This is a genomic window from Pseudomonas sp. Z3-8 (assembly GCF_051131975.1).
GTDB lineage: Bacteria > Pseudomonadota > Gammaproteobacteria > Pseudomonadales > Pseudomonadaceae > Aquipseudomonas.
In genome coordinates this window covers 3,875,488-3,894,944 of the sequence record NZ_CP071643.1, presented here as the reverse complement: position 1 = coordinate 3,894,944, position 19,457 = coordinate 3,875,488, and the positions used below count along the sequence as shown (strand labels likewise).

Genomic DNA, 19,457 nt, shown 5'->3' with positions numbered 1-19,457 from the left:
CGCGGCCGGGCGTCTCAAAGGTGAAGCGATGTGTCAGATGCGCTTGGCTTGTGCCGCCGCGTTGCCGATGTAGCTGGCCGGGGTCAGTTTCTTCAGCTCTGCCTTGGCCTCGGCAGGCATGTCCAGGCCCTCGATGAAAGTCTGCAACGCGTCCGGGCTGATGCCCTTGCCACGGGTCAGTTCTTTCAGCTTTTCATAGGGGTTTTCGATGTTGTAGCGACGCATCACGGTCTGGATCGGCTCGGCCAGGACTTCCCAGCAGGCATCCAGGTCGGCGGCGATTTTCTGCTCGTTCAGTTCCAGCTTGCTGATGCCCTTGAGGCTGGCCTCGTAGGCGATGACGCTGTGGGCAAAACCTACGCCCAGGTTGCGCAGCACGGTGGAGTCGGTCAGGTCGCGCTGCCAGCGGGAAATCGGCAGCTTGCTCGCCAGGTGCTGGAACAGCGCGTTGGCGATGCCCAGGTTGCCTTCGGAGTTTTCGAAGTCGATCGGATTGACCTTGTGCGGCATGGTCGAGGAACCGATTTCGCCGGCGATGGTGCGCTGCTTGAAGTAACCCAGGGAGATGTAGCCCCAGATGTCACGGTCGAAGTCGATCAGGATGGTGTTGAAGCGCGCGATCGCGTCGAACAGCTCGGCGATGTAGTCATGCGGTTCGATCTGGGTGGTGTACGGGTTGAAGCTCAGGCCCAGCTCGTCTTCGATGAAGGCGCGGGCGTTGGCTTCCCAGTCGATGTCCGGGTAGGCCGACAGGTGGGCGTTGTAGTTGCCCACGGCGCCGTTGATCTTGCCCAGCAGTGGCACGGCGGCCACCTGGGCGATCTGGCGCTCCAGGCGATACACCACGTTTGCCAGTTCCTTGCCCAGGGTGGTCGGCGAAGCCGGTTGACCGTGGGTGCGCGACAGCATCGGCACGTCGGCGAAGCGGATCGCCAGTTCGCGGATGGCCTGGGCGGTCTGGCGCATCAGGGGCAGCATCACCTCGTCACGGCCTTCGCGCAACATCAGAGCGTGGGACAGATTGTTGATGTCCTCGCTGGTGCAGGCAAAGTGGATGAACTCGCTGACGTTGGCCAGTTCCGGCAGCTTGGCCGCCTGCTCCTTGAGCAGGTATTCAATGGCCTTGACGTCGTGGTTGGTGGTGCGCTCGATCTCTTTGACGCGCTCGGCGTGCTCCAGCGCGAAATCGTCGGCCAGGGCGTTCAGTACCGCGTTGGCTTCGGCGGAAAAGGCCGGTACTTCGCCAATGCCAGGGTGAGCGGCCAGGCGCTGGAGCCAGCGCACTTCAACCAGAACGCGGGCACGGATCAGGCCGTACTCGCTGAAAATAGGGCGCAGGGCCTGGGTTTTGCCGGCGTAGCGGCCGTCTACAGGGGAAACCGCAGTGAGCGAAGAGAGCTGCATGGGGTGTTCTCGGACAGTCGGGCAACGAAATGGGGCGCGTATCATACATGAAATCCAGCGCCGGTCCGTTGCCAACTGACCGACGTGTTGCGCGTATCGAGATAAAACTGTTCATTACCTGTGGCGAGGGCGCTTGCTCCCGCTGGGCTGCAAAGCAGCCCCTCAATGTCCACAAGCAGGTCGAGGCGACTTATTCGTTGCGCATCAACGGGTAAAGCTCTTTCAGCAATTTGCGCCGGCTGATCACCAGTTGCCAGCGATGCCCGCCCAGTTGTCGCCACAGCCGCGCCGAGCGAATCCCGGCCAGCAACAGGGCGCGGATCTTTGAAGCGTTACTAGGCTGCTGCAGGTTACGCATGTCGCCATGCACCTGGATGCGCTGGCGCAGGGTACTCAAGGTGTCCTGGTACAGCGCGCCGCAAGCAGCGATCACGTTTTCGTGGGACGGGCCGAAGTGTTCGACCTGGGACTGGATCTGCGGCAGGCGTTTGCCGATGGTCTCCAGCAGGTCGTCGCGCTTGGCCAGCTGACGCTCGAGGCCCAGCATCGACAGGGCGTAGCGCAGCGGCTCGCGTTGCAGGGCACTGGGGTCGCGCTCCAGGGCGCCGATCAGCGCACGATAGCCTTCGCGCAGGTTCAGGTCATCGCCCCCGTAGACTTCCAGGGTGTCCTTGGGGTCGCGCACCAGCAGGCTGCCGAGCATGCAGCCCAGGCCAGCTTCGGTGGCCTGGCCGGTCTTGGCGATCCGGTCCACCAGCACCGCGGCGAGAAACACCCCGCCGAGTGCCGTCAGTTGTTCCTGGATCGGCGTCATGCCTGGCTGCTCCATGGCTCGGCGACTTCTATCACGCCGCCGCCGAGGCAGACTTCACCGTCGTAGAACACCACGGACTGGCCGGGCGTGACCGCGCGCTGCGGATCATCGAACGTGGCGCGATAGCCGCTGGCGGTTTTTTCCAGGGTGCAGGGCTGGTCGCTCTGGCGGTAGCGAACCTTGGCGGTCAGGCGGCGCGGTTCGCTGAGGTCGATCGGGTTGACCCAATAGATGTCGGAGGCGAGCAGGGCGCGGGAAAACAGCCATGGATGGTCATTGCCCTGGCCAACGATCAGCTCGTTGTGCTCCAGGTCCTTGACCAGCACGTACCAGGGCTCTTCACCGGCATCTTTCAAGCCGCCGATGCCCAGGCCCTGGCGCTGGCCGATGGTGTGGTACATCAGACCGTGGTGGCGGCCGATGACTTCGCCTTCGGTGGTCTTGATCTCGCCCGGCTGGGCCGGCAGGTATTGCTTGAGGAAATCGCTGAAGCGCCGTTCGCCAATGAAGCAGATCCCGGTGGAATCCTTCTTCTTGGCGGTGGCCAGGTCATGTTTCTCGGCAATTGCGCGCACTTCGGGTTTTTCCAGCTCGCCCACCGGGAACAGGGTCTTGGCGATCTGTTCACCGCCGACGGCGTGCAGGAAATAACTCTGGTCCTTGTTCGGGTCCAGGCCCTTGAGCAGCTCGGTACGACCGTCGATGTCGCGGCGGCGCACGTAGTGACCGGTGGCGATCAGGTCGGCGCCGAGCATCATGGCGTAGTCGAGGAACGCCTTGAACTTGATTTCGCGGTTGCAGAGAATGTCCGGGTTCGGCGTGCGACCGGCCTTGTATTCGGCGAGGAAGTGCTCGAACACGTTGTCCCAGTATTCCGCGGCGAAGTTGGCGGTGTGCAGCTTGATGCCGATCCGGTCGCAGACGGCCTGGGCGTCCGCCAGGTCGTCCATGGCGGTGCAGTATTCGGTTCCGTCGTCTTCTTCCCAGTTCTTCATGAACAGGCCTTCCACCTCGTAACCCTGCTCGATCAGCAGAAGGGCGGAAACGGAAGAGTCCACGCCGCCGGACATGCCGACTATGACGCGTTGCTTGGGGGTGTTCGAAGAGGCTGGATCACGCATAGGAATTCAATGAGTGTCTTGAAAAAGGACGCGATTCTATCAGGCCCGGGCGTGCAAGGCTAAAGAGAAGGGCGGATAAGCTCCAGGCTGTGGCGATGGCCGGCCAGGTAATCGTCGATGCAGCGGATGACCAGCTCGCTGCGCCAGCGGTCGCGCTGTGCCAGCAATTCGTCGCAGGTCAGCCACTTGGCGCCGAGGATGCCGTCGTCCAGTTGATAGTCCGGGTGGTGTTTCAGGGCTTTGGCGGCGAAGCAGACCCGCTGGTAGGTCACGCCGTTGCTCGGGGCGGTGTAGAGGTAGATGCCGGTGATGCTGGTGGGTTCGACGTCCCAGCCGGTTTCTTCGAGGGTTTCACGTATGGCGGCTTGGATCAGTGTTTCGTTCGGGTCCAGGTGGCCGGCGGGCTGGTTGAGCACTGCTCGTCCGCCCTTGGATTCTTCGACCATCAGGAAGCGGCCGTGGTCTTCGACGATGGTGGCGACGGTGATGTGGGGTTGCCAGTTCATGAGATTCCTCTATTTCTCGGATTTGGTTGGCTGAGTACATATCCATTGCTGCGGTCACGGCTGCTTAGGGTTCCGCCCTTACGGCGGGTCACTTTTTTCAGACGCCAAAAAAGTAACCAAAAAGGCTTTGCCCCACCACTCGGTGCCTCGCCTAGGCTCGGCATGCCCTCACTCCGGCATTGCTCCGTGGGCCGCCGCGAAGGGCCATCCATGGCCCAGCGCGGCTAACCCGGCATCCATGCCGGGTTGCCCACTGCGCAATGCCTGCGTTCGGCCATCGTGGTTAACGGGGCGCCCCAGATCAAGATCAAGATCAAGATCAAGATCAAGATCAAGATCAAGATCAAGATCAAGATAAAAGCGAGGCGGCCTGATAGCCGGCCTGGTTCTTGGTGAGAGCGCGTTTCTCCTGTGGGAGATTCTATGGTGCAGGACTAGCCCCTAAATGCCTTTTGGTAAGTATTCGCTCTGGTTCTTCAACAGAGCGAATACCACTCGGGCAAGCTTGCGGGCCAGCGCTACCAATGCCTCGGTTGTGCTGAGCCCTCGGGACCTCAAACCCTCGTAAAATCCCTTCCACGCCGCCGTGCGACTCGCCGACATCGCGGCGTTGTGCATCAATCGGCGTGCCTCCGGATCACCTCGCTTAGACAGGCAGCGGCGTCCCTTCTTTTTTCCCGAGTCCGATATGCGCAGGTCCAGACCCAGAAAAGCGATGAAGGCATCGGCATTTCTGAAATCTCCACGCTGGAACGACGTGAGCAAACGGGCACCGCTTAACAGACCGATGCCTTCGACTTTCATGCAGCGCTTGAGCTGACTGCCCAAACCGGCTGCATCCAACTGCGTCTGGATTGTTTTCTCAAGCAAAATTTCGAGTCTTTGCATGGCCTTTATCTGGTTCTCAAAGGCCGTTTTGAGCAACGGTTCGTTTGACCAGCTTTGCTTGAGGCTGACACGCGCCTGAACCAAGGCTGCCCGCCGCCGGAAAAGGCTTATAAGCCTGCAATACAGGGGCGATGGCGGGGACCAAGGGTGCAACTGGTGGCCTTCGTTGTTCAAGTAGCGAGCCAACAACCGAGCATCCAGCGCATCGGTTTTAGCGCGCATTTTCACACCTTTGCGGTAATGACTGAGTTCGTAACCGCCGATCATATAAATCACACAGCCATGCGCATAAGCCAGATCGGCGAAGTCCTGGTGATAGATATTCGTGGCTTCGATGGCGACATCCATTGGCGCAGGTAATGCCTTGAGCCACTTCTTGATATCAGCTTTGGTGTTGGGGATCGTTTCGAGTCGATCGGATTGGGCGTGATAAATCACCAACTCATCTTTGGCGACATCCACACCTACGATCGGCTGGGCGGTGGCGACGGGCATTGCCATTGAAAATCCTCCGGGCTAAGGTTTGAACACTTGAAGGGTTCACCCAGAGGCGCAGGCTTGTTCCTATCGTCGGTCTAGGCCAGATGCATTCTTTATCGGCGCTTGGGTGAAAGGAGGAGGGGTGAAATCTCCCACGGTCTGTACTGCGGCTAACAGTCAGAATCGAGCCTAGTCCCTCCTCCTCCCTTCAAGTCCTACCATACAAGCGAGCCTGCTCGCGAAGGCGGCCTGGCAGCCGACCTGTCTCTGGCGGCTGTACTCCAATCCAACTGTGGGAGCGAGCTTGCTCGCGATAGCGGTGGGTCAGTCAATATTTGAATTGAATGATGAATTGCAATCGCGAGCAAGCTCGCTCCCACAGGGTCGGGTGCTGTCTGACGGATAGTGTAAATGCCAGAAACACAAACCCCGGCACAGGGCCGGGGTTTGTGGTGTTTCCTTGCAACCTTATATCAGCGCAGCAATCGCCGCGTTGAAGGTGTTGCTCGGGCGCATGGCCTTGCTGGTCAGCTCGGGGTTGGCGAAGTAGTAGCCGCCGATGTCCACTGGCTTGCCTTGGACCGCGTTGAGCTCGGCAACGATTTTTTCTTCGTTGTCGGTCAGGGTCTTGGCCAGGGTGGTGAACTGCGCCTTGAGGGCTGCGTCGTCATCCTGGGCCGCCAGTGCCTGGGCCCAGAACAGGGTCAGGTAGAAGTGGCTGCCGCGGTTGTCGATGCCGCCGACCTTGCGCGAAGGCGACTTGTTGCGGTCCAGGAATTCGCCAGTCGCCTGGTCGAGAGTCTTGGCCAGCACCAGTGCTTTCGGATTGTTGTAGGTCACGCCCAGGTGTTCCAGGGATGCGGCCAGGGCCAGGAACTCGCCCAGGGAATCCCAACGCAGGAAGTTCTCTTCCAGCAATTGCTGCACGTGCTTGGGTGCCGAGCCGCCGGCGCCGGTTTCGAACAGGCCGCCACCGTTCATCAGTGGCACGATCGAGAGCATCTTGGCGCTGGTGCCCAGTTCCATGATCGGGAACAGGTCGGTCAGGTAGTCACGCAGTACGTTGCCGGTCACCGAGATGGTGTCCTTGCCTTCGCGGGTACGCGCCAGGGTGAACTTCATCGCGTCGACAGGCGACATGATGCGGATCTCCAGGCCGCTGGTGTCGTGATCCTTCAGGTAAGCCTGGACCTTCTCGATCATCACGCCATCGTGGGCGCGCATCGGGTCGAGCCAGAAGATTGCCGGGGTGCTGCTGGCGCGGGCGCGGTTGACGGCGAGCTTGACCCAATCCTGGATCGGCGCGTCCTTGGTCTGGCACATGCGGAAGATATCGCCAGCCTCGACGTTCTGCTCCAGCAGGGTGCGACCGTTGCTGTCCGAGACGCGGACCACACCGTCAGTCTTGATCTGGAAGGTCTTGTCGTGGGAGCCGTACTCTTCGGCTTTCTTGGCCATCAGGCCGACGTTCGGCACGCTGCCCATGGTGGTCGGATCGAAGGCGCCGTGTTGCTTGCAGTCTTCGATCACGGCCTGGTAGATGGTCGCGTAGCAGCGATCCGGGATCACGGCCTTGGTGTCGTGCAACTGGCCGTCGGTGCCCCACATCTTGCCGGAGTCACGGATCATGGCTGGCATCGAGGCGTCGACGATGACGTCGCTCGGCACGTGCAGGTTGGTGATGCCTTTGTCGGAGTTGACCATCGCCAGTGCCGGACGAACGGCATAGACCGCCTGGATGTCGGCTTCGATCTGCGCCTGCTGCTCGGCCGGCAGGGCCTTGATGCGGGCGTACAGGTCGCCGATGCCGTTGTTCAGGTTGAAGCCGATCTGCTCCAGTACCTGGGCGTGCTTGGCCAGCGCGTCCTTATAGTACTCAGCCACAATCTGGCCGAACATGATCGGGTCGGAGACCTTCATCATGGTCGCTTTGAGGTGAACCGACAGCAGCACGCCTTTCTGTTTGGCGTCTTCGATTTCGGCGGCGATGAAATTGCGCAGGGCATTTTTGCTCATGACCGCGCAATCGAGGATCTCACCGGCTTGGACGGTGGTTTTTTCCTTCAGGACGGTGGCAGTACCGTCCTTGGCGATCAACTCGATCTTCACGCTGCCCGCGGCGTCGATCAGGGCGGCTTTTTCGCTGCCGTAGAAATCGCCGGTGCTCATGTGGGCCACATGGGATTTGGAGTCGGCAGCCCAGGCGCCCATCTTGTGCGGGTGCTTGCGAGCGTAGTTCTTCACCGACAGCGGCGCGCGGCGGTCGGAGTTGCCTTCGCGCAGGACCGGGTTCACGGCGCTGCCCTTGACCTTGTCGTAACGGGCGCGGACTTCTTTCTCGGCGTCGGTGGTCACGGTTTCCGGGTAGTCCGGCAGTGCGTAGCCCTGGGCCTGCAATTCCTTGATCGCGGCCTGCAGTTGCGGCACCGAGGCGCTGATGTTCGGCAGCTTGATGATGTTGGCTTCAGGCGTGACGGCCAGGTCGCCCAGTTCGGCGAGGTGGTCGGCTACGGCTTTGTCACCCAGTTGCTCGGGGAAGCTGGCCAGGATGCGCCCTGCGAGGGAGATATCGCGGGTCTCCACGGCGATATCGGCCGAAGCGGTGAAAGCTTCGACGATCGGCAGCAGCGAATAGGTGGCGAGGGCAGGCGCTTCGTCGGTGAAGGTATAGATGATCTTCGAGCGGGTGGGCATATTCGGATTAACTCTCTTCTTTGCTAAAGCATGCGCAGAAACTCGAGGGGCGCCGGGTAAGCGCGTTCGTTCAAAGTCATCCGTGAGCCGAATGTCGAGGTTTCTTCGCGGTGATGTTGGGTGCATCAGTCGAGCGTCAAGCGGTCGGGCCGCGGTAACGGTCCGGCTTTCAAATTGGCGGAAAGTCTCGTGATAGAGCCGTCAGCCGTCGTGACCCTGTGGTCAGCGGCGGCATTATACATAGGTAGCTGGCGATCTGCCGACGGTTCATAGACTTCCGTACACGTCCATTGGTCTAAACGTCGCAGGCCGCGGGGCTGGACTATGCTCAAGTTTGGCGCTTTTCCCTTGGTTTTCAGGCTTGTACGCGGCGAACTCGGTTTATTTGCCGAGGATGGGCCGAACGTAGGGTTTGCGTGCCGATACAACTGGGGTACGCTCGAACGCAGCCAGATGTTCAATCCAAGCAATGGAGTTCAGCATGGGGTATCAAAAGATTCAGGTTCCAGCCGTCGGTGACAAAATCACCGTCAATGCAGACCATTCTCTTAATGTTCCCGACAATCCGATCATCCCTTTCATTGAAGGTGACGGCATTGGCGTTGATATCAGTCCGGTCATGATCAAGGTCGTCGACGCCGCGGTCGAGAAGGCTTATGGCGGCAAGCGCAAGATTTCCTGGATGGAAGTCTATGCCGGTGAAAAAGCCACCCAGGTCTACGACCAGGACACCTGGCTTCCCCAGGAAACCCTGGACGCGGTCAAGGACTACGTGGTTTCCATCAAGGGCCCGCTGACCACGCCGGTCGGTGGCGGTATCCGCTCGTTGAACGTCGCGCTGCGCCAGCAGCTGGACCTGTATGTCTGCCTGCGCCCGGTGCGCTGGTTCGAGGGTGTGCCAAGCCCGGTGAAGAAACCTGGCGATGTCGACATGACAATCTTCCGCGAGAACTCCGAAGACATCTATGCAGGCATCGAGTGGAAGGCTGGTTCGGCCGAGGCCACCAAGGTCATCAAGTTCCTCAAGGAGGAAATGGGTGTCACCAAGATCCGCTTCGACGAAGATTGCGGTATCGGCGTCAAGCCGGTTTCCAAGCAGGGCACCAAACGTCTGGCGCGCAAAGCCTTGCAATATGTTGTCGACAATGACCGCGATTCGCTGACCATCGTGCACAAAGGCAACATCATGAAGTTCACCGAAGGTGCCTTCAAGGAATGGGCCTACGAAGTGGCGGCCGAAGAGTTCGGCGCGACCCTGCTCGACGGCGGGCCCTGGATGCAGTTCAAGAATCCGCGGACCGGCAAGAATGTCGTGGTCAAGGATGCCATCGCCGACGCCATGCTCCAGCAGATCCTGCTGCGCCCGGCCGAGTACGACGTGATCGCGACCCTGAACCTCAACGGCGACTATCTCTCCGACGCCCTGGCGGCCGAAGTGGGCGGTATCGGTATCGCGCCGGGCGCCAACCTGTCGGACACCGTGGCGATGTTCGAGGCCACCCACGGCACCGCGCCCAAATATGCCGGCAAGGACCAGGTCAACCCGGGTTCGCTGATCCTGTCGGCGGAGATGATGCTGCGTCACATGGGCTGGACCGAAGCGGCCGACCTGATCATCAAGGGCACCAACGGCGCGATCTCGGCCAAGACCGTGACCTATGACTTCGAACGCCTGATGGACGGAGCCAAGCTGGTATCGTCTTCCGGCTTTGGTGATGCACTGATTTCGCACATGTAGGCGGATCGTTACGCAACTGAAAACGCCCGGCTCGAGTGATCGATCCGGGCGTTTTGCCTGAGGAGGGGCGGGTGTGTCAGCCTTTTTCAGAGGCGGTGACGTGCTCCAGGGCGTTGACGGATTCGGGCGTGGCGTCGGGGTTATCCTGCGCGACGGGCGTAATGGCGACTGCGTGGACGCCCTTGGGACCCTGGATCATGCTGAACGACACGGCTTGCCCGGCCTTCAAGGTCTTGTAGCCGTCCATCAGGATCGCCGAGTAGTGAGCGAACAGGTCTTCCTTATTCGGATCGCCATCGCGATTGATAAACCCGAAGCCCTTGGAGTTGTTGAACCATTTGACCTTGCCCTTGAATGTCATTCCGGTACCCGGCATACCAATATCCCTCTGCAACACACCCCGCCATGGGAGTATCATCCTGACCATCCGCCGTCGATCATTGAAATCGGATTGACTTCACGGACCTTTTTAACCCACGGTGGGCTCTATTGGTTGTAACACCGATTTGCCGATAGTCAAGGTGATCGGGCAGTAGCGGTTGAAATCGCCTGCAAGCGGCCCCATCACTGTATTCGCCAACTAAACGAACCTTTCTTTCCATGCATGCAATCAGCCAGATTCGACTAACATTCAATCAGGATCGCCCGGATCTACATGACGACGATTCAGCGGGTATTGCTGTTCAGGAATCAAAGCCCGCTTTACAGGCTCCACCGATGTACAAGGTGGTTTTGTTCAACGATGACTACACACCGATGGATTTCGTCGTCGAAGTGCTCGAGGTGTTTTTTAACCTGAATCGCGAGCTGGCGACCAAGGTCATGCTGGCCGTCCATACAGAGGGACGGGCAGTATGTGGAGTGTTTACCCGCGACATCGCCGAGACAAAGGCCATGCAGGTCAACCAGTACGCCCGGGAAAGCCAGCATCCGCTACTCTGTGAAATCGAGAAGGACGGTTAACGCCGACCACTTGGGTATGAGGTGAAGCTATGTTAAACCGCGAGCTCGAAGTCACCCTCAATCTTGCCTTCAAGGAGGCTCGTTCGAAGCGTCATGAATTCATGACCGTCGAACACCTGCTGCTGGCCCTATTGGATAATGAGGCTGCCGCCACCGTTTTGCGTGCCTGCGGCGCAAACCTCGATAAACTCAAGCATGATCTGCAGGAGTTCATCGACTCCACCACGCCATTGATCCCCGTTCATGACGAGGATCGCGAAACCCAGCCAACCCTGGGCTTCCAGCGTGTATTGCAGCGTGCTGTCTTTCACGTACAGAGCTCGGGCAAGCGCGAAGTCACCGGCGCCAATGTCCTGGTCGCGATCTTCAGCGAGCAGGAAAGCCAGGCGGTCTTCCTGCTCAAGCAGCAGAGCGTGGCGCGTATCGATGTCGTCAACTACATCGCCCATGGCATCTCCAAGGTGCCCGGGCATGGCGATCATTCCGAGGGTGAGCAGGATATGCAGGACGACGAGGGCGGTGAGTCTTCTTCTTCAGGCAATCCCCTGGATGCCTATGCCAGCAACCTGAACGAACTGGCGCGCCAGGGCCGTATCGACCCGCTGGTCGGGCGCGAGGCGGAAGTCGAACGCGTGGCGCAGATCCTGGCCCGGCGTCGCAAGAACAACCCGTTGCTGGTAGGCGAGGCGGGCGTGGGCAAGACCGCGATCGCCGAAGGCCTGGCCAAGCGCATCGTCGATAACCAGGTGCCGGACCTGCTGGCCAACAGTGTCGTCTATTCCCTCGACCTGGGTGCCTTGCTGGCCGGTACCAAATACCGCGGCGACTTCGAGAAACGCTTCAAGGCGCTGCTCGGCGAGCTGAAGAAACGTCCGCAGGCGATCCTGTTCATCGACGAGATCCACACCATTATCGGTGCTGGTGCTGCGTCGGGTGGCGTCATGGATGCCTCGAACCTGCTCAAGCCGTTGCTGTCCTCGGGTGATATCCGTTGCATCGGCTCGACCACGTTCCAGGAGTTCCGTGGCATTTTCGAGAAAGACCGTGCTTTGGCCCGGCGTTTCCAGAAAGTCGACGTCTCGGAGCCGTCGGTGGAAGACACCATCGGCATCCTGCGCGGCCTGAAAGGGCGTTTCGAGCTGCACCACAGCATCGAATACAGCGATGAAGCGTTGCGCGCCGCCGCCGAGCTGGCCTCGCGCTACATCAATGATCGGCACATGCCGGACAAAGCCATCGATGTCATCGACGAGGCGGGTGCCTACCAGCGCCTGCAACCGGTGGAGAACCGCGTCAAGCGCATCGACGTGCCACAGGTCGAGGACATCGTCGCGAAGATCGCGCGGATTCCCCCAAAACACGTCACCAGTTCCGACAAGGAGCTGCTGCGTAACCTGGAGCGCGACCTGAAGCTCACGGTGTTCGGCCAGGATGCGGCCATCGACTCGCTGTCGACCGCTATCAAGCTGTCGCGCGCCGGTCTCAAGTCGCCGGACAAACCGGTCGGTTCGTTCCTGTTCGCCGGGCCTACCGGTGTCGGTAAGACCGAGGCGGCACGGCAGTTGGCCAAGGCGATGGGGATCGAGCTGGTGCGCTTCGACATGTCCGAGTACATGGAGCGTCACACCGTATCGCGGCTGATCGGTGCGCCTCCAGGTTATGTCGGGTTCGACCAGGGCGGCCTGCTGACCGAGGCGATCACCAAGCAGCCGCACTGCGTGCTGTTGCTCGATGAGATCGAGAAGGCGCATCCGGAAGTCTTCAACCTGCTGTTGCAGGTCATGGACCACGGTACGCTGACCGACAATAACGGACGCAAGGCGGATTTCCGCAACGTGATCATCATCATGACCACCAACGCCGGCGCTGAAACCGCTGCGCGCGCTTCGATCGGTTTCACCCATCAGGACCACTCGTCCGATGCGATGGAAGTGATCAAGAAGAGCTTCACGCCTGAATTCCGTAACCGCCTGGACACTATCATCCAGTTTGGTCGCCTCAGCCATGAAGTCATCAAGAGCGTGGTGGACAAGTTCCTTACCGAACTTCAGGCGCAGCTCGAAGACAAGCGGGTGTTGCTGGAGGTTACCGATGCGGCCCGCAGCTGGCTCGCCGAAGGTGGCTACGATGTGACGATGGGAGCGCGGCCAATGGCTCGCCTGATCCAGGACAAGATCAAGCGTCCACTGGCGGAGGAAATCCTCTTTGGCGAACTGGCCGAGCATGGCGGTGTGGTCCACATCGACATCAAGGATGGCGAGCTGACGTTCGACTTCGAAACCACGGCAGAAATGGCCTGATCGTTAGTTGTAACAAAGTAAAAAGGCGCCGAAAGGCGCCTTATTGCTATATGCGACACCGCAATCCCATGTGGGAGCGAGCTTGCTCGCGATGGCTGCGGCACATTCGGCATCGATGCAAGCTGACCCACCGCTATCGCGAGCAAGCTCGCTCCCACAGTGTTTCGGGGCAGCCATCAAATCCCAGGCAAACAAAAACGCCCGACATGAGCCGGGCGTTTTGTATTGACTTGTTAGCGAGCGCGGTAAGTGATGCGCCCTTTGCTCAAGTCATAGGGCGTCAGCTCGACGCGCACTTTGTCACCGGTAAGAATACGAATGTAGTTCTTGCGCATCTTGCCGGAGATATGCGCGGTTACGACGTGCCCATTTTCCAACTCCACACGAAACATGGTGTTGGGCAGGGTGTCGACGACAGTGCCTTCCATTTCGAAGCTGTCTTCTTTCGACATGCAGTAAAGCCCTCGGTATCCAGTGAATGGCCCGGTGCAACTGCGCCAGGCAAAAGCGGCGTGCATTGTGCCCGAAAAAGGGGGGGCAAGCCAAGGGGTTCTTGGGATACTCGACGAGTCGGGTACTTGCATCGGGGCACTCATTGCGAGCGAGCCCTTAGTTCAGGACAACCCACCGCTGGTTGATCAGCAATTCAATGGGCCGATATTGGGTCTTGTAGTTCATTTTTTTGCAGTTCTTGATCCAGTAGCCCAAGTACACCGCATCCAGGCCCAGGCGCCGGCATTCGTTGATCTGCCAGAGAATCGCAAAACGCCCCAGGCTGCGTTTTTCTTCGTCGGGCTCATAGAAGGTGTACACCGCCGAAAGCCCATTGGGCAGCAGGTCGGTGACGGCGATGGCGACCAGTCGGTCATCGAGGCGGAACTCGTAGAAGCGCGAGAACGGCAGGTCGCGCACCAGGAACGTCGAGAATTGATCCCGGCTGGGCGGGTACATGTCGCCATCGGCGTGGCGTTGCTCGATATAGCGCTGGTACAGGTCAAAATATTCTTCGGTAAATTGCGGCTTGGCCGGGCGCACCTGCAAGTCGGCGTTGCGCTTGAAAATACGCTTTTGCTGGCGATTGGGTGTGAATCGCGCCACGGGAATGCGCGCCGGAACGCACGCATTGCAGTGCTGGCAATGGGGCCGGTAAAGATGATCGCCACTGCGCCGAAAGCCCATTTCCGACAGGTCTGCGTAAACATGCACATCCATGGGCTGGCTCGGGTCGAGGAACAGGGTCGTGGCCTGCTCCTCCGGCAGATAACTGCAAGAGTGAGGTTGAGTGGCATAGAACTTCAAGCGCGCCAACTCGGTCATGATCAACCCTCGGGATAAAACTTCAATTCAAGTGTAAGCCAGTCGCGCGAATATCGCTCAGCAAAGCCAAGTGGCCTGGTTGGGCTGGTCCAGGTGCGCCTTCAAGTAGTCGGCAAACGCTGCGCGGGGAATCGACCGGGCGCCCAGGCTGTGCAGGTGCTCGGTGGGCATCTGGCAGTCAATGAGCACGAAACCCGCTTCCTTGAGATGTTGGACCAGGGTTGCGAAGCCGAATTTCGACGCATTGTCGGCCCGGCTGAACATCGACTCACCGAAAAACAGCTGCCCCATCGCCAGGCCATACAAGCCGCCCACCAACTGGTCCTGGTCCCAGACCTCCACCGAATGGGCGAAGCCACGCCGGTGCAGTTCCAGATAAGCGGTCTGCATGGCGTCGGTGATCCAGGTGCCGTCGGCATAATCGCGGGGTGCGGCGCAGGCCTTGATGACCGCCGCGAAGTCCCGGTCGAACGTCACTTGATAGCGCTGCTTGCGCAACAGCTTGTTCAGGCTACGGGAAACATGCAGTTCGTCGGGAAACAGCACGGTGCGCGGGTCCGGTGACCACCACAGGATCGGCTGTCCTTCCGAGAACCATGGAAAGCAGCCGTGGCGATAGGCCTGGATCAACCGATCGGCGCAAAGATCTCCGCCGGCGGCCAGCAGGCCATTGGGGTCGCGCATGGCTTTTTCCAGCGGTGGGAAATCGAACGTGTTGCGTTGTAACCAGGTCAGCATCGTTATCCGGACTTGCAGAAGGGGAGGGGAGCGGGCCCTGTCATAGGCCCGCCCTAGAGGTTAACCGTCAAACGGCCGGGATGTCATCGAGATACTTCTCTGCATCCAGCGCGGCCATGCAACCGGCGCCAGCGGACGTAATGGCCTGGCGATAGACGTGGTCAGCCACGTCGCCGGCGGCAAAAACACCTTCGATGTCAGTGGCGGTGGCATTGCCTTCGCTGCCGCCACGCACAATCAGGTAGCCGTCGCGCATCTGCAACTGGCCCTGGAACAGATCGGTGTTGGGTTTATGCCCGATGGCGATGAACACCCCGGCCAGGGATAACGTGCTGGCATCGCCCGTCTCGCTGTGCCGCAGGCGCGCGCCGGTCACGCCGCTGGCGTCACCCAGCACTTCATCCAGGTTCTGGTTCCAGTGCAGGCGGATATTGCCGTTGGCTGCCTTTTCGAAGAGCTTGTCCTGCAATATCTTTTCCGCGCGCAGCTTGTCGCGGCGGTGAATCAGGTGAACTTCCCTGGCGATGTTCGACAGGTACAAGGCTTCTTCAACCGCCGTGTTACCGCCACCGATAACGGCCACCACCTGGTTTCGATAAAAGAAGCCATCGCAGGTCGCGCAGGCGGACACGCCTTTGCCGGCGAAGGTTTCCTCCGAAGGCAGGCCCAGGTATTGAGCCGAGGCGCCGGTTGCGATGATCAATGCGTCGCAGGTATAGGTGCCGCTGTCGCCGACCAGTTCGAACGGTCGCTGTTGCAACTTGGCGGTATGGATATGGTCGTAGACGATCTGCGTGTCGAAGCGCTCGGCGTGCCGCTGCATGCGCTCCATGAGTACGGGGCCGGTCAGGCCTTCGACATCGCCGGGCCAGTTATCGACTTCGACCGTGGTGGTGAGCTGGCCACCGGCCTGTATGCCGGTAATGACAACGGGTTTGAGGTTGGCGCGGGCCGCATAGACAGCCGCGCTGTACCCTGCAGGGCCGGAACCGAGAATGATCAGGCGTGAATGCTTCGCTTCGCTCATAAAAAACACCTCATAAGCCTTTGTCACAAAAGAGAATGCATGCTCAAATTGGCGCCCGATGACCCGTTTCTGGCCAGGTTGTCGCCGGGCGCACGGGCAATGCCTCGGGCAAGACAAACCCGTACAATGCTTGAGTTTTGAACGCAGGACGGGCAAAAGGTCAAATCTTCGGCAACACCTGCGGTTTTCCGGACGCATGCCACAGTGGTAAAACATGCCTCAGTGGTAAAAGTAGTACCGGTTGAGCACATTCACTTTTTTTACCTGCTCCCCGTGGGCAGTTTTTATAGTCATTCAACAGATGGACGCGCCATTGGCGCAGGAAAAGAAGCGTTTTGAAGAAATCCACCGCAGCACCCAAGACAGTCGTTCCGCTCTGGCGCCAACAATTGCACTACCGGCTCAAGGAAGGTGCGTTGATCGCCATTGGGGCCTTGTGCCTGTTCCTGATGATGGCCTTGCTGACCTACGGCAAGGACGATCCGGGCTGGAGCCACAACAGCAAGATCGAAGACGTGCAGAATTTCGGCGGGCCGGCCGGTTCCTACAGCGCTGACATCCTGTTCATGGTGCTGGGCTATTTCGCCTATATTTTCCCGCTGCTGCTGGCGATCAAGACCTATCAGATTTTCCGCCAGCGCCATGAGCCCTGGCAGTGGAGCGGCTGGCTGTTCTCCTGGCGCCTGATTGGCCTGGTGTTCCTGGTGTTGTCAGGCGCCGCGCTGGCGCATATCCATTTCCACGCACCCACCGGCCTGCCGGCCGGGGCGGGTGGTGCGCTGGGCGAGAGCCTTGGTGATCTGGCGCGCAATGCCCTGAATATCCAGGGCAGTACGCTGCTGTTCATCGCCCTGTTCCTCTTCGGCCTGACGGTGTTCACCGACCTGTCCTGGTTCAAAGTCATGGACGTGACCGGCAAGATCACGCTCGACCTCATCGAATTGATCCAGGGTGCGCTGAACCGCTGGTGGGCGGCGCGCAACGAACGCAAGCAACTGGTGGCGCAACTGCGTGAAGTGGACGATCGGGTCCATGACGTCGTGGCGCCCACCGTTCCGGACAAACGCGAGCAGGCCAAGGTCAAGGAACGCCTGATCGAGCGCGAGCAGGCCCTGAGCAAGCACATGTCCGAGCGCGAAAAGCAGGTGCCGCCGGTTATCACCATGGCCCCGGCCAAGCCGCCGGAGCAGAGCAAGCGCGTGCAGAAGGAAAAACAGGCGCCGCTGTTCGTCGACAGCGCGGTGGAAGGGACCTTGCCACCGATTTCGATCCTCGATCCTGCCGAAAAGAAACAACTCAATTATTCCCCCGAATCCCTGGCGGCCGTCGGTCACCTGCTGGAGATCAAGCTCAAGGAGTTCGGTGTCGAGGTATCGGTGGATTCGATCCATCCGGGTCCGGTCATTACCCGTTACGAAATCCAGCCGGCCGCCGGCGTCAAGGTCAGCCGTATCGCCAACCTCGCGAAGGACCTGGCGCGCTCCCTGGCGGTCACCAGCGTGCGGGTGGTGGAAGTGATCCCGGGCAAGACCACCGTGGGCATCGAGATCCCCAACGAGGATCGCCAGATCGTGCGCTTCTCCGAGGTGCTCTCGACCCCCGAGTACGATAATCACAAGTCACCGGTCACCCTGGCCCTGGGCCACGACATCGGTGGCAAGCCGGTCATCACCGACCTGGCGAAGATGCCTCACCTGCTGGTGGCCGGTACCACCGGTTCGGGTAAGTCGGTGGGGGTGAACGCGATGATTCTGTCGATCCTGTTCAAGTCCGGCCCGGAAGACGCCAAACTGATCATGATCGACCCGAAGATGCTCGAATTGTCGATCTACGAAGGTATCCCGCACCTGCTGTGCCCGGTGGTTACCGACATGAAGGACGCGGCCAACGCCCTGCGCTGGAGCGTTGCCGAGATGGAGCGCCGCTACAAGCTGATGGCGAAGATGGGCGTGCGCAATCTGTCGGGTTTCAACGCCAAGGTCAAGGAGGCGGAGGAAGCCGGCACGCCGTTGAGCGACCCGCTGTACCACCGCGAAAGCATCCACGACGAAGCGCCGCTGTTGCACAAGCTGCCGACCATCGTGGTGGTGGTGGACGAATTCGCCGACATGATGATGATCGTCGGCAAGAAGGTCGAAGAACTGATCGCCCGTATCGCCCAGAAAGCCCGTGCGGCCGGTATTCACCTGATCCTCGCCACCCAACGGCCGTCGGTAGACGTGATCACCGGTCTGATCAAGGCCAACATCCCGACCCGCATGGCGTTCCAGGTGTCGAGCAAGATCGACTCGCGGACCATCATCGACCAGGGCGGCGCCGAGCAATTGCTCGGCCACGGTGACATGCTCTACATGCCGCCCGGCACCAGCCTGCCGATCCGTGTCCACGGTGCGTTCGTCTCCGATGACGAAGTGCACCGCGTGGTCGAAGCCTGGAAGTTGCGTGGCGCGCCTGAATACAACGACGACATCCTCAACGGTGTCGAAGAGGCCGGCAGCGGTTTCGAGGGCAGCAGTGGCGGCGGTGACGACGATGCCGAGACCGATGCGCTCTATGACGAAGCAGTGCAGTTCGTCCTGGAGAGTCGCCGTGCCTCGATTTCCGCCGTACAGCGCAAGCTGAAGATCGGCTACAACCGCGCCGCACGCATGATCGAGGCCATGGAAATGGCCGGGGTCGTGACGGCCATGAACACCAACGGCTCGCGCGAAGTGCTGGCGCCGGGCCCGATGCGCGACTGACAACCCGGGCGGCGTAATGACGCGCCGCTCGCCCCCCACGAATTCATGAGGACTCCCATGCGCCTGATTCGCATGCTGTTGTTGCCCGTATTGGCTTTGTCTACCTTGTCGGCCCATGCCGGCGAGAAAGATGTGGCCCGCCTGACCCAGTTGCTGGGCGGCTCCCAGACCCTGACTGCGCGTTTCTCCCAGCTGACCCTCGACGGCAGCGGCACCCAGTTGCAGGAAACCGCTGGCGACATGGCCCTGCAGCGCCCTGGCCTGTTCTACTGGCACACCGATGCACCCGCCGAACAGCTGATGGTGTCCGATGGCAAGAAAGTCTCCCTGTGGGACCCGGACCTCGAACAAGTGACCATCAAGACCCTCGACCAGCGCCTGACCCAGACGCCGGCGCTGTTGCTTTCCGGCGATATCTCGGAGATCAGCCAGAGCTTCGACATCACCTCCAAGGAGGCCGGTGGCGTGATTGACTTCACTCTCAAGCCGAAGACCAAGGACAGCCTGTTCGACAGCCTGCGCCTGTCGTTCCGCAACGGCCTGGTCAACGACATGCAACTGATCGACAGTGTCGGCCAGCGCACCAACATCCTGTTCACCGGGGTCAAGGCCAACGAGCCGATCGCCGCGTCCAAGTTCAAGTTCGACATCCCCAAGGGTGCGGATGTGATCCAGGAATAAATAAAGGCAAGCCCCCCTGTAGGAGCGAGCTTGCTCGCGATGGCG

The 19,457-nt window shown here is 60.1% G+C and carries 16 protein-coding genes; 5 read left to right on the top strand and 11 right to left on the bottom strand.

The window, feature by feature from the left end; genetic code table 11:
* Positions 1-33 precede the first annotated feature (33 nt).
* From purB to J3P94_RS17650, 6 genes are all read right to left on the bottom strand, one after another.
* Positions 34-1,404, bottom strand: a complete 1,371-nt coding sequence (purB, locus tag J3P94_RS17675; protein WP_434569019.1) for an adenylosuccinate lyase — start codon at positions 1,402-1,404, stop codon at positions 34-36.
* Between the two features lie 190 nt (positions 1,405-1,594).
* Positions 1,595-2,218, bottom strand: coding sequence for a high frequency lysogenization protein HflD (gene hflD / locus J3P94_RS17670; protein ID WP_305495552.1), 624 nt, complete (start codon positions 2,216-2,218; stop codon positions 1,595-1,597).
* Positions 2,215-3,339, bottom strand: a complete 1,125-nt coding sequence (gene mnmA / locus J3P94_RS17665) for a tRNA 2-thiouridine(34) synthase MnmA (RefSeq protein ID WP_434569018.1) — start codon at positions 3,337-3,339, stop codon at positions 2,215-2,217. Before mnmA ends, hflD begins: the two co-directional genes overlap by 4 nt.
* A 59-nt stretch (positions 3,340-3,398) precedes the next feature.
* Positions 3,399-3,845: an NUDIX hydrolase gene (locus J3P94_RS17660; RefSeq protein ID WP_434569017.1), complete on the bottom strand. Its 447-nt coding sequence runs from the start codon at positions 3,843-3,845 to the stop codon at positions 3,399-3,401.
* Positions 3,846-4,286: 441 nt separating this feature from the next.
* A complete protein-coding gene (locus J3P94_RS17655; RefSeq protein ID WP_434568586.1) occupies positions 4,287-5,234 on the bottom strand; it encodes an IS110 family transposase in 948 nt (315 codons plus the stop codon).
* A gap of 447 nt (positions 5,235-5,681) precedes the next feature.
* A complete protein-coding gene (locus J3P94_RS17650; protein ID WP_434569016.1) occupies positions 5,682-7,907 on the bottom strand; it encodes an NADP-dependent isocitrate dehydrogenase in 2,226 nt (741 codons plus the stop codon).
* A 481-nt stretch (positions 7,908-8,388) separates the two neighbouring features.
* Here J3P94_RS17650 and icd point away from each other — a divergent pair, with 481 nt between their 5' ends.
* Complete coding sequence (gene icd / locus J3P94_RS17645; RefSeq protein ID WP_305495545.1) at positions 8,389-9,645, top strand: NADP-dependent isocitrate dehydrogenase; 1,257 nt, start codon at positions 8,389-8,391, stop codon at positions 9,643-9,645.
* A gap of 76 nt (positions 9,646-9,721) precedes the next feature.
* On the opposite strand, the gene J3P94_RS17640 is transcribed toward icd, so the two are convergent.
* On the bottom strand, positions 9,722-10,021 hold the full coding sequence (locus tag J3P94_RS17640) for a cold shock domain-containing protein (protein ID WP_434569015.1): 300 nt from the start codon (positions 10,019-10,021) through the stop codon (positions 9,722-9,724).
* 224 nt (positions 10,022-10,245) lie between these two features.
* Here J3P94_RS17640 and clpS point away from each other — a divergent pair, with 224 nt between their 5' ends.
* Positions 10,246-10,608 (top strand): ATP-dependent Clp protease adapter ClpS, encoded by a 363-nt coding sequence (clpS, locus tag J3P94_RS17635; RefSeq protein WP_305495541.1) that lies wholly within the window; start codon positions 10,246-10,248, stop codon positions 10,606-10,608.
* Positions 10,609-10,637: 29 nt separating this feature from the next.
* Positions 10,638-12,908 carry an ATP-dependent Clp protease ATP-binding subunit ClpA gene (gene clpA / locus J3P94_RS17630; protein WP_434569014.1) on the top strand — a complete coding sequence of 757 codons (2,271 nt, stop codon included), beginning with the start codon at positions 10,638-10,640 and terminating at the stop codon, positions 12,906-12,908.
* Positions 12,909-13,141: 233 nt separating this feature from the next.
* Here the strand turns inward: clpA and infA are convergent, their stop codons facing one another.
* From infA to trxB, 4 genes are all read right to left on the bottom strand, one after another.
* Positions 13,142-13,360 carry a translation initiation factor IF-1 gene (gene infA / locus J3P94_RS17625; RefSeq protein ID WP_002553999.1) on the bottom strand — a complete coding sequence of 73 codons (219 nt, stop codon included), beginning with the start codon at positions 13,358-13,360 and terminating at the stop codon, positions 13,142-13,144.
* A gap of 157 nt (positions 13,361-13,517) precedes the next feature.
* The gene (locus J3P94_RS17620; RefSeq protein ID WP_434569013.1) at positions 13,518-14,225 is read right to left on the bottom strand and encodes an arginyltransferase; all 708 of its coding nucleotides are present in this window, start codon (positions 14,223-14,225) and stop codon (positions 13,518-13,520) included.
* A gap of 57 nt (positions 14,226-14,282) precedes the next feature.
* Positions 14,283-14,963 carry a leucyl/phenylalanyl-tRNA--protein transferase gene (gene aat, locus J3P94_RS17615; RefSeq protein WP_434569012.1) on the bottom strand — a complete coding sequence of 227 codons (681 nt, stop codon included), beginning with the start codon at positions 14,961-14,963 and terminating at the stop codon, positions 14,283-14,285.
* A 67-nt stretch (positions 14,964-15,030) separates the two neighbouring features.
* Positions 15,031-15,990 carry a thioredoxin-disulfide reductase gene (gene trxB / locus J3P94_RS17610; RefSeq protein ID WP_434569011.1) on the bottom strand — a complete coding sequence of 320 codons (960 nt, stop codon included), beginning with the start codon at positions 15,988-15,990 and terminating at the stop codon, positions 15,031-15,033.
* 335 nt (positions 15,991-16,325) lie between these two features.
* Between trxB and J3P94_RS17605 the strand changes: the two genes are divergently transcribed.
* Positions 16,326-18,731 carry a DNA translocase FtsK gene (locus tag J3P94_RS17605; protein ID WP_434569010.1) on the top strand — a complete coding sequence of 802 codons (2,406 nt, stop codon included), beginning with the start codon at positions 16,326-16,328 and terminating at the stop codon, positions 18,729-18,731.
* Positions 18,732-18,788: 57 nt separating this feature from the next.
* Positions 18,789-19,412: an outer membrane lipoprotein chaperone LolA gene (gene lolA, locus J3P94_RS17600; protein ID WP_186710180.1), complete on the top strand. Its 624-nt coding sequence runs from the start codon at positions 18,789-18,791 to the stop codon at positions 19,410-19,412.
* The last annotated feature ends 45 nt before the right edge of the window (positions 19,413-19,457 follow it).

Excerpts from the sequence above, each read along its gene's own strand:
- infA (WP_002553999.1), bottom strand. The coding sequence starts at position 13,360 with ATGTCGAAAGAAGACAGCTTCGAAATGGAAGGCACTGTCGTCGACACC.
- mnmA (WP_434569018.1), bottom strand. The coding sequence starts at position 3,339 with ATGCGTGATCCAGCCTCTTCGAACACCCCCAAGCAACGCGTCATAGTC.
- J3P94_RS17650 (WP_434569016.1), bottom strand. The coding sequence starts at position 7,907 with ATGCCCACCCGCTCGAAGATCATCTATACCTTCACCGACGAAGCGCCT.
- purB (WP_434569019.1), bottom strand. The coding sequence starts at position 1,404 with ATGCAGCTCTCTTCGCTCACTGCGGTTTCCCCTGTAGACGGCCGCTAC.
- clpA (WP_434569014.1), top strand. The coding sequence starts at position 10,638 with ATGTTAAACCGCGAGCTCGAAGTCACCCTCAATCTTGCCTTCAAGGAG.
- lolA (WP_186710180.1), top strand. The coding sequence starts at position 18,789 with ATGCGCCTGATTCGCATGCTGTTGTTGCCCGTATTGGCTTTGTCTACC.
- J3P94_RS17655 (WP_434568586.1), bottom strand. The coding sequence starts at position 5,234 with ATGGCAATGCCCGTCGCCACCGCCCAGCCGATCGTAGGTGTGGATGTC.
- J3P94_RS17660 (WP_434569017.1), bottom strand. The coding sequence starts at position 3,845 with ATGAACTGGCAACCCCACATCACCGTCGCCACCATCGTCGAAGACCAC.
- J3P94_RS17620 (WP_434569013.1), bottom strand. The coding sequence starts at position 14,225 with ATGACCGAGTTGGCGCGCTTGAAGTTCTATGCCACTCAACCTCACTCT.
- hflD (WP_305495552.1), bottom strand. The coding sequence starts at position 2,218 with ATGACGCCGATCCAGGAACAACTGACGGCACTCGGCGGGGTGTTTCTC.
- trxB (WP_434569011.1), bottom strand. The coding sequence starts at position 15,990 with ATGAGCGAAGCGAAGCATTCACGCCTGATCATTCTCGGTTCCGGCCCT.
- icd (WP_305495545.1), top strand. The coding sequence starts at position 8,389 with ATGGGGTATCAAAAGATTCAGGTTCCAGCCGTCGGTGACAAAATCACC.
- clpS (WP_305495541.1), top strand. The coding sequence starts at position 10,246 with ATGCATGCAATCAGCCAGATTCGACTAACATTCAATCAGGATCGCCCG.
- aat (WP_434569012.1), bottom strand. The coding sequence starts at position 14,963 with ATGCTGACCTGGTTACAACGCAACACGTTCGATTTCCCACCGCTGGAA.
- J3P94_RS17640 (WP_434569015.1), bottom strand. The coding sequence starts at position 10,021 with ATGCCGGGTACCGGAATGACATTCAAGGGCAAGGTCAAATGGTTCAAC.